Consider the following 7,786-nt stretch of genomic DNA (forward strand, 5'->3'; position numbering starts at 1 on the left):
ATGAAAACAGGAATTATTACATTTCACAGAGCTATTAATTATGGAGCAGTTTTGCAAACCTATGCGTTACAGATGTATTTGAATAATTATGGATATGATGCTGAGGTTATTGATTATCGATGTGATTATATGGAGAATTTTTATAAAATTTTCAGTGTAAAAAATAAGTCTATCAAACAGGTCATCAGAGGACTGATGAATTTTGGATATGCATATAAGAAAAAAAAGGCATTTTACAGATTTTTAAATCAGAATGTTAAGATGAGTGCAAAAGTTTACAACAAGTCTAACATTAGGGAATCAAATTATCAATATGATAAATTTATTACAGGAAGTGACCAAGTTTTTAATTATGCGTGTTCAAGATTTGATAAAAACTATTTTTTAGATTTTGTTGAAAGTTCTGATAAAAAACTTTCTTATGCGGCTTCGTTTGGAATGCAATCAGTTCCTGGTGAATATGTAGAGGAATACAAAAGGTTGTTATCAACATTTTATGAATTATCAATTCGTGAAACTGATGGGCAACAAATTGTGAAAAATTTGCTTGGAAAAGAAACTGAGTTATCAGTGGATCCGGTCTTTTTATTGAAGGCAGAGGATTGGGAACGACTTGCAAAGAAGCCTAAAATGGAACATTATATATTAATATATAAATTGAATACTTCAAACTTAATTTTTGATTTTGCAAGAAAATTAGCTAAGTTAACAGGAGCTAAAATAGTTGCGTTGAATTTTGATGTTGTGGATCAAATAAAAACACCGGACATTAAAGGATTGCATTCAGCTTCAATAGAAGAATTTCTGGGATATTTTAAATATGCAGATTATGTTGTGACAAATTCCTTTCATGGAACTGCATTTTCTGTTATTTTTCATAAGAATTTTTATGTAGAAGCATTGCAAAAAGATTTCAAGCCTAATGACAGAGTAGAATCATTATTAAATTTAACAGAATTGAATACATGTAAAATAAAAACATTAGATGATTGTAAGTTAAATGTTAATAGAGATTTTGATGTTGCAGATTCTCAAATCACTAAACAACGAGTTAAGGCAAAACAGTATTTCGAGAGGGTTTTGAATGAAAACTAAAGAATGTTTTGATTTAAAAGAAAATAGAATACCAGAAATATTAATTGCATTGCTAATTAATTTAATTATTTTTTCAGCGAATAATAAATTGATGATGTATACAAAACATTTATCGTTATTTGTAGTCGTTCTGTGCCTGGGATTGTTTATTTCAAAAAAGGAATACCTAATAAAAATAAATAGATATAAAGTAATATATTTTGCATTTGTGATGACGATAATGGTTAGTTGTGTATGGGTTAGCAGTGTAAGTGCAATTTTGGACTACAGTTTATATTTTATTTCTGGAATATGCATTATTTTTTCGGATTTTTCAAAATCGTTTTACCATTATTTGCTGAAAATATTTAAGGTTATATTTGGGATATTTATATTTTCAATGTTTTTAGAAGCTTTGGTACCGAATGTGTTTCATATTATATTTGGATTTGCCTCCTTTGGTGATGTGGAAATGCGTGCACTTACATCGGGCGGTGCAATTGCAGGTTTAGCTTTTGAAAAAGCATATGCAGCATTTATATGCAATGTAGGACTTGGCATAATTTTCGCAGAATTTGTGGCAAATAAATCATATAAATATATCATTGAAAGTATAGTTGTGATGTTGGCGCTAATGATGACAGGTAAACGTACGTTATTTATTATTCCAATAGCCGTTTTGTTGATTTATGTAATATTATTTAGTAAAAATAATAAGTTTATAAAATTAGCAGGGGTTGGATTAGGAGTTACTGGATTTGTTATTATCGCATATACGGTAATTCCAGGGGCATCTTTGATTATTGATCGAATTATCAATAATGAAGGAGATGTCTTGTCTGGAAGAGAAAATTTTTGGAATTATGCTATGGAGATGTTCCATCAAAACCCACTTGTTGGAAAGGGATTTATGTCCTTTAATGATTACGTTTTTAATCAGGGATTTCGTTATTATGGAGAACGATGGAATTATCAAGCACATAATGTATATATTCAACTTTTAGGCGAAACAGGTATTATAGGATGTGCGTTAATTGTAATACTTATTGTATTAATAGCAATCAAGGCAATATCTATAGCAAAAAAAGAGTCCAATTTTTGGAATGTACTTTTAGTTTATTGGATAGTTTTGTTTGGAATTTACAGTCTTACTGGAAATACATTATATTATCCATGCCAATTGATTATTTTGGTTTTAGAAATTTTGCTTATTTCGAATATAAAAAAAATAAAGGATGTTTCTTATAAAGTTGGAAAATCAATAAAATGGAAGTTGTAGATTTGTATGGAGGTGTTAAAGTGAATCCGTTAGTAAGTATTATTACTCCATCATATAATTCAGGGAAATATTTAGAGGCATATTTTACTTCAATTTTAGAACAGGATTATCAAAATTATGAAATTATTTTTATAAATGATGGATCGACAGATAATACAGAAAGTATTGTGGCTAAATATAAAGCAAAATTTGAAGAAAAAAACATCCGTTTTGTTTATTTAAAACAAGACAATGGTGGACAAGCGAAAGCTATGAATTTAGGTTTCCCATATATTAAAGGAAAATACTTTATTTGGCCAGATTCTGATGACGAACTTTATCCAGATAATATTAGTGAAAAAGTAACATATATGGAAAATCATCCGGATATTGCATTGGCAATGTCTGGAGCAGACTATGTGGATGAGAGTGGAAATAAATTAGAACATTTACAGAGAATTCAACCAGAAAAAGATAATTTTTTTGAGGACTTATTATTAAGTAAAAATGTTGTGTTTTGTCCTGGCATTTATATAATGAGAACAGAATCATTTTTTAGGTGTGTAACTGATGGACAAATTAATGAAAGTCGGATAGGCCAGAATTATCAAATTTTATTGCCAGTGGTATATCGTGAAAAATATGGGTATATCGATAAAATTCTTTATAAATATATTTTACACAACAATAGTCATTCAAACAAAGATAACAATAAATACGAAAAAACAGTAGAAAGATTTCAAAGACATGAAAAAACGTTATATATTCTTCTAAGAGAGATTTGCAATTCAGAAGATGAAGCAATTTATCATGCAAAAGTTTATGAACATTTTTATAAATTTTATTTGCGTTTAGCAAATAAATATGGAAAGCGAAAAGACTTAAGGTATTATTACAAACAGTTAAAAAACGCTAATGCGAATGGAATTAAGGAAAAGGTGTATTATGCATTAGGTTTAATGGGAATAAAAAAGAGGTAAGATATGGGTCGATCAAAGAAATTTATGTATAATTCAATTACGACAGCATTGTTACAAGTTGTGACGATGATTGCTGGATTTATTACACCTAGGTTCATGTTAACAGCATATGGTTCGGAAATTAACGGTTTAGTATCTTCTATTTTGCAATTTATTAGTTATTTTAATTTAGTAGAAGCAGGTTTGTCTAGTGCAGCTGTTTATTCCTTGTATAAACCTATTGCAGATAAAGATCATGATAGGATTAATAGAATTGTAACTGCAGCGAAACATTTCTACATAAAATCAGGATTTATTTTTGTAGGTTTGGTGGTAGTTTTAGCGTTATGTTATCCGTTTATTACCAATTCAACTGTATTAGATCAAACAAGTATTTTTGTGCTTGTTCTTGTATTAGGTGTCAATGGTTCTTTGGAGTTCTTTACTTTAGCAAAATATAGAGCATTACTTACAGCTGATCAAAAGACATATGTGATTTCATTAGCTTCGATAGTATACACTGTTTTAAATACAGTCATTGTTGTGATTTTATCAACAATGCACATTAATATTGTATTATTGAGAATTATTGCATTGTTATCTATATTTGTAAGAACACTAATATTGTGTGTATATGTTAGAATGAATTATCGTTTTATTCGCTATGATGTAAATCCTGATTATGCAGCAATGGATAAAAGATGGAGTGCATTGTATTTGCAAATTGTACAAACAGTGCAAAATGCATCACCAGCAGTTTTGACTACTATTTTTTCTTCATTAAAAATGGTAAGTGTTTATTCGGTTTACAATATGGTCATGTCAGGAATTAATGGAGTCATGTCTGTATTTTCAACAGGTGTATCAGCTGGCTTTGGTGAATTGATTGTAAAAGGAGATAAGAAAGTATTTCAGAAAGCATATAATGATTTTGAATATATTTATTATTTTATGGTTAGCATTGTTTATTCCATTACATTAATTACAATCTTACCTTTTGTAGAAGTCTATACAAGTGGAGTTAATGATATTCAATATACGAGTTTAGTGTTTGCAATCTTGTTTGTTGCTAATGGAATTTTGTTTAATTTAAAAACACCTCAAGGAATGTTAGTCATAGCAGCTGGTTTATATAAGGAAACAAGGATTCAAAGTACTATTCAGGCAGCTATCTTAGTTGTAGGAGGTATCATTTTTGGAGCAAAAGATGGACTGGTCGGAATCATGTTTGCATCCTGTTTGTCGAATTTATATCGTTGTATTGATTTGTATTTTTTTATACCAAGAAGGGTAACACATATGGGTAGAAAAACTACTTTGAAAAATATTTTTATTACAATTTTAATGATTGTAGTAACTTATTTTACAGCACCGAAAATAATAAAATTTCATCCATCAAGTCTTGTTACATGGGTTATTTACGCAACTTGTGTTGGCATGTATTGTTTAGTATTGATTAGCTTTTTCCATATAATATTTGAACGAAAGAATTTTAAAACGATACTTGTAAGAATAAAAAATATGAAAGGAAAATAAAATGAAAAAGTTATACACAAGAAAAGAAGAATGCTGTGGATGTTCAGCATGTGTTAATATATGCCAAAAACATGCAATTCATATGGAACAAGATGAAAAAGGATATTTATATCCAGCCATTGCACAAGAGTTATGTGTAGATTGTAGGTTGTGCGAAAAGGTATGCCCGTTAAAAGAAGGGGAAAAAGAAAAGGTATTTGAAAAAAAGGCATATGGTGTTAAAAATAATAATCAGATTGAACGAACGAAAAGTAGTTCAGGAAGTGTGTTTATAGAAGTAGCAAAATATATTTTAGATAAACATGGTGTTGTGTATGGAGTTGAGTTGACTTCTGATTTTCAAGTAAAACATGGAAGAGCAACATCACTTGAAGCGGTAAGAAAATTTCAAGGATCTAAATACGTTCAAAGTGACAAGAATGAAAGTTTTCGTTTGATACAACAAGATTTAAAAGCGGGAAAAGAAGTTTTATTTACGGGGACACCATGTGAAGTGGCTGGGTTAAAGAGGTTTTTGAGAAAAGAATATGACAATCTTTATACTTTAGATTTAATCTGTCATGGCGTTCCAAGTATGAAATTACTGAAATCATGTTTGAAAGAAAAGGAAAATGAGAATTCTTCAAAGGTAAAAGAATTAAGATTTCGTGATAAAGCGTATGGATGGAGAAACCAGGAAATATATATAAAACTTGAAAATGGAACAATCTATCATGCTCCAATATGGGTAGATAATTTTTATAGATTATTTACTAATAATTATATATTAAGAGATTCTTGTTATACGTGTAAATTTGCAAATATGGAACGACAAGGAGACATTACAATTGGAGATTTTTGGAATATAAAAAATGTGAATGAAACATTTGAAGATAAATTGGGGGTATCTTCTATTATTATTAATTCGAAAAAGGGAGAACAGTTATTTGAAATTTTAAAGGATAATTTTCAAGTGATAGAATGCTCATTAAGTGATATTACTCAACCTAATTTACATAATCCTTCACCTCGTCCAGAGCGATATGAAGAATTTCAAAAGGACTGTTCACAAAAAGGGCTTGATTATTGCTTGAAAAAATATGGTTCAATGAGAATATCCGAGAAAATTCGAAGAAAACTATCTCCTATAAAGAAAAAATTGAAAAAATTATTAGGAAAATAACAAACGGCAATCTAATTAATAAAAAGAAGAATCAATATGAATTATAGATTGTTGAAAGCATATTTGAATATGTGGCGGATAGTCCCATTTTATATGCTGTGTATACATTATAAATTTAAAGACAAAGTGAGATTAGATATAGCAATGTGGAAATAAAAAACTAAAAGAATATTCTGAACTGTTTCAGTTTGGATATTTTTCAATAAATATTATTGAATTTAGAAATGCCATGTTGAATAGATTACATCGTAATAAAATGAGTTATGTAATCTCAAGAATTTTATTTAAACCTTTAGAAAGTTTATATATTAATATGCCACCCGAAAAAATCGGAGGGGGTTATATTTTCAGCATGGCTTTTCAACCATTGTAGCAGCGAAAGAAATGGGGGAAAACTGTTCTATTAATCAACAGGTCACAATTGGTTATAATGGGAAAAATGCACCAGTTATAGGAAATAATGTTACAATTACAGTTGGAGCAATTGTTATAGGTGATGTACATATAAGTGATTGTGCATTTATAGGAGCAGGCACAGTTGTAAAGCATGATGTTGAAATAGGAGATATTGTTGCTGGAGTTCCGGCAGTATCAATTAAAGATAAGGTAAAAAAATAATTTGTTTTGGGAGAGGAATTCTGAAAACAACATTAGTAATCATGGCAGCAGGAATTGGTTCCCGTTTTGGTGGCGGCATTAAACAGCTTGCCCCGGTAGGAATAAATGGCGAGATTATCATGGATTATTCCATTCATGATGCCATAGAAGCGGGATTTAACAAAATTATTTTTATTATCCGTAAGGATATTGAAGAGGCTTTTAAAGAAGCCATTGGAAACCGCATTGAGAAGATTTGTGAGGAGTTGGGTGTGGAAACTGCATACGCTTATCAGGAACTTCAGAACCTTCCAGAGAATGTAGACTTTCCTACAGAACGTACCAAGCCCTGGGGAACAGGTCATGCAGTTCTGTCCTGCAAGGAGGTACTTCATGAGCCATTTGCAGTTATTAATGCAGATGATTATTATGGAAAAGAAGCCTTTGTGAAAATCCATGAATTTTTGGGAAATTATACACCTGAGAAATCCCATGAGTTCTGTATGGCAGGATTTATCTTGAAGAATACGTTAAGTGAAAATGGTTCTGTCACAAGAGGAATTTGTAAATTGAATGACTGTGGACAACTTACGTCTGTGCATGAAACTTCCAATATCGTAAAGACAGCAGATGGTGCTGCCGTCAAGGAAGGAGAGATATATTCCACAGTAAACCCGGAGGCTTACGTTTCCATGAATATGTGGGGATTGACACCGGAATTTATGGGAATGCTGGAGACAGGATTTGAAGAATTTTTTGCAAATATGGGAGAGAAAGACGTGTTAAAGGCAGAATACTTACTTCCCATTTACATTGATGAACTTTTACAGGCTGGAAAGGTTTCTGTAAAGGTGTTGGATTCCCATGATAAATGGTTTGGTGTCACTTATAAGGAAGACAAGGAATATGTACAGCAGTCTTTTGCAAGGTTGACAAGGGATGGTGTATACAAAGAAAATCTGTTTGAAGATTTAAAAGCGTAAAATAGAATAATTTCGGCTTTGCTCTGATTATGGATAAGAATTATAATATTTTATCTACGGTTGGAATGATGCGCCTCTCAATTATTCCGAAAACATATCGAAAATTATGATTTTGCGGATAGGAAGAAAGTGGACAGTAAGTGCGGAATTATCATTAAGGAAAGTAAACGCAAAATAGCAAGTACCTGTTCAAAATCATCCAATGTGAGATAATAGA

At 30.6% G+C, this 7,786-nt stretch carries 7 protein-coding genes; all 7 read left to right on the forward strand.

Features of this window, described 5'->3' with window-relative positions; all coding sequences use genetic code 11:
- The 7 genes from G5A70_RS11885 to G5A70_RS11915 all read left to right on the forward strand — a co-directional run bounded on the left by G5A70_RS11885 (position 1) and on the right by G5A70_RS11915 (position 7,569).
- The gene (locus G5A70_RS11885) at positions 1–1,095 is read left to right on the forward strand and encodes a polysaccharide pyruvyl transferase family protein (protein WP_173749850.1); all 1,095 of its coding nucleotides are present in this window, start codon (positions 1–3) and stop codon (positions 1,093–1,095) included.
- On the forward strand, positions 1,085–2,353 hold the full coding sequence (locus G5A70_RS11890; protein WP_173749851.1) for an O-antigen ligase family protein: 1,269 nt from the start codon (positions 1,085–1,087) through the stop codon (positions 2,351–2,353). Before G5A70_RS11885 ends, G5A70_RS11890 begins: the two co-directional genes overlap by 11 nt.
- Complete coding sequence (locus G5A70_RS11895; RefSeq protein ID WP_180211148.1) at positions 2,341–3,312, forward strand: glycosyltransferase family 2 protein; 972 nt, start codon at positions 2,341–2,343, stop codon at positions 3,310–3,312. Before G5A70_RS11890 ends, G5A70_RS11895 begins: the two co-directional genes overlap by 13 nt.
- Before the next feature lie 3 nt (positions 3,313–3,315).
- Complete coding sequence (locus G5A70_RS11900; protein WP_173749852.1) at positions 3,316–4,827, forward strand: lipopolysaccharide biosynthesis protein; 1,512 nt, start codon at positions 3,316–3,318, stop codon at positions 4,825–4,827.
- Position 4,828: 1 nt separating this feature from the next.
- Positions 4,829–5,989, forward strand: a complete 1,161-nt coding sequence (locus G5A70_RS11905; protein WP_173749853.1) for a Coenzyme F420 hydrogenase/dehydrogenase, beta subunit C-terminal domain — start codon at positions 4,829–4,831, stop codon at positions 5,987–5,989.
- A 384-nt stretch (positions 5,990–6,373) separates the two neighbouring features.
- Positions 6,374–6,607 (forward strand): hypothetical protein, encoded by a 234-nt coding sequence (locus G5A70_RS11910; protein WP_173749854.1) that lies wholly within the window; start codon positions 6,374–6,376, stop codon positions 6,605–6,607.
- Between the two features lie 41 nt (positions 6,608–6,648).
- On the forward strand, positions 6,649–7,569 hold the full coding sequence (locus G5A70_RS11915) for a nucleotidyltransferase family protein (protein ID WP_330605635.1): 921 nt from the start codon (positions 6,649–6,651) through the stop codon (positions 7,567–7,569).
- Positions 7,570–7,786 lie beyond the last annotated feature (217 nt).

Origin of the sequence: Blautia hansenii, assembly GCF_013304445.1 — a bacterium.
Lineage (GTDB): Bacteria > Bacillota > Clostridia > Lachnospirales > Lachnospiraceae > Blautia.

What these genes read in the sequence shown, in the direction of transcription:
- G5A70_RS11885 (WP_173749850.1), top strand. Translation starts at nt 1, where the DNA reads ATGAAAACAGGAATTATTACATTTCACAGAGCTATTAATTATGGAGCA.
- G5A70_RS11890 (WP_173749851.1), top strand. Translation starts at nt 1,085, where the DNA reads ATGAAAACTAAAGAATGTTTTGATTTAAAAGAAAATAGAATACCAGAA.
- G5A70_RS11895 (WP_180211148.1), top strand. Translation starts at nt 2,341, where the DNA reads ATGGAAGTTGTAGATTTGTATGGAGGTGTTAAAGTGAATCCGTTAGTA.
- G5A70_RS11900 (WP_173749852.1), top strand. Translation starts at nt 3,316, where the DNA reads ATGGGTCGATCAAAGAAATTTATGTATAATTCAATTACGACAGCATTG.
- G5A70_RS11905 (WP_173749853.1), top strand. Translation starts at nt 4,829, where the DNA reads ATGAAAAAGTTATACACAAGAAAAGAAGAATGCTGTGGATGTTCAGCA.
- G5A70_RS11910 (WP_173749854.1), top strand. Translation starts at nt 6,374, where the DNA reads ATGGGGGAAAACTGTTCTATTAATCAACAGGTCACAATTGGTTATAAT.
- G5A70_RS11915 (WP_330605635.1), top strand. Translation starts at nt 6,649, where the DNA reads ATGGCAGCAGGAATTGGTTCCCGTTTTGGTGGCGGCATTAAACAGCTT.